The 1,464-nt window shown below is 62.2% G+C and carries 1 protein-coding gene; it reads right to left on the reverse strand.

Going from position 1 to position 1,464, the window contains the following annotated elements:
• Positions 1-91: 91 nt before the first annotated feature.
• Positions 92-1,198 carry an NADH:flavin oxidoreductase/NADH oxidase gene (locus tag OC610_RS27330; protein ID WP_264432548.1) on the reverse strand — a complete coding sequence of 369 codons (1,107 nt, stop codon included), beginning with the start codon at positions 1,196-1,198 and terminating at the stop codon, positions 92-94.
• Positions 1,199-1,464: the final 266 nt, after the last annotated feature.

Genomic DNA, 1,464 nt, shown 5'->3' on the forward strand with positions numbered 1-1,464 from the left:
GCGATGAGGCCGGTACAGCCACAGAATAACCCAGCCCGATAAACAAAAGCCCCGACCAATACTGATCGGGGCTTTTTGGTTTATCGGGCACTCAGTCCCGCAAATCCGACTCATGGATCGGCTGGTCCCGATGCGTCGCCCGCTGGTACTGCGCCGGCCAGGTGGCCTTGCGTCCGCCCAGGTCATCATCGGCATGCAGCGCCCAATACGGATCGCGCAACAGTTCGCGGGCGAGGAAGATGATGTCGGCCTGGCAGGTACGCAAAATGTGCTCGGCCTGGGCCGGCTCGGTAATCATGCCCACGGTGCCGGTGGCGATTTCCGACTCCTTGCGGACCCGCTCGGCGAAGCGCGTCTGATAGCCCGGGCCGGTGGGAATTTCTGCATTCGCAGCGGTTCCGCCCGACGACACGTCGATCAAGTCCACCCCCAGCATCCTGAAGCGTCGCGCCAACTCCACGGTTTCATCCGGGTTCCAACCGTCTTCGACCCAGTCGGTGGCGGAGACACGGACAAATACCGGGAGCTCCTCAGGCCAGACAGCCCTGACCGCTTCGGTCACTTGCAACACCAGCCGGACACGATTTTCGAACGACCCGCCATATTGATCGCGGCGCTGATTGCTCAACGGCGAGAGAAATTGATGCAGCAAATAGCCATGGGCCGCATGGACCTCGACGACTTTGAAGCCGGCGGTCAAGGCGCGCTTGGCCGCGTCCACGAATGCCTGGATGACGTCGGCGATCTGCCCCTCGTCCAGCTGGACCGGTGGGGTGTGCTGCGGATCGAAGGCGATCGGAGACGGGCCGACCGGCACCCAGCCACCGTCCTCCGGCTTGACGCTGCCATGCTTGCCCAGCCACGGCCGCCAGGTGCTGGCCTTGCGACCGGCGTGGGCGAGTTGAATGCCCGGCACGGCGCCTTGTGCGGTAATGAAACGGGTGATGCGCTGTAGGGGCTCGATCTGTTCGTCGTTCCACAAGCCCAGGTCCTGGGCAGTAATGCGACCGTCGGCGGTGACAGCGGTGGCTTCGGTGAACACCAGCCCGGCGCCCCCCACGGCGCGGCTGCCGAGGTGCACCAGGTGCCAATCGTTGGCCAGGCCATCGGCGCTCGAATACTGGCACATCGGCGAAACCGCGATGCGATTGGGCAGGGTCAGTTGACGAAGGGTATAGGGTTCCAGCAGCAGACTCATGGGGCACCTCTCGAATCAGTGGGCAGGCTCCAGGGTTCTGTTTGAAAAGTCGACGAGTGACAAAAGGGTGCAACACCCGCCCCCGCGGGCAAAGAAACAGACAAGACGTCACAAGGGCTATCAAGCAGTGCTTAAAGACTAGTAGGCGCTGGCGAAGCCTGCGATCTTTTATTCTTTCGCTCCAGATTCAACGGGCCGTGGAAAGATCGCAGCCCCCGCTGGACCTTGTAGGAGCTGGCGAAGCCTGCGATCTTTTATTCTTTCGA

The organism is Pseudomonas agronomica (assembly GCF_025917275.1).
Taxonomy (GTDB): Bacteria; Pseudomonadota; Gammaproteobacteria; order Pseudomonadales; family Pseudomonadaceae; genus Aquipseudomonas; species Aquipseudomonas agronomica.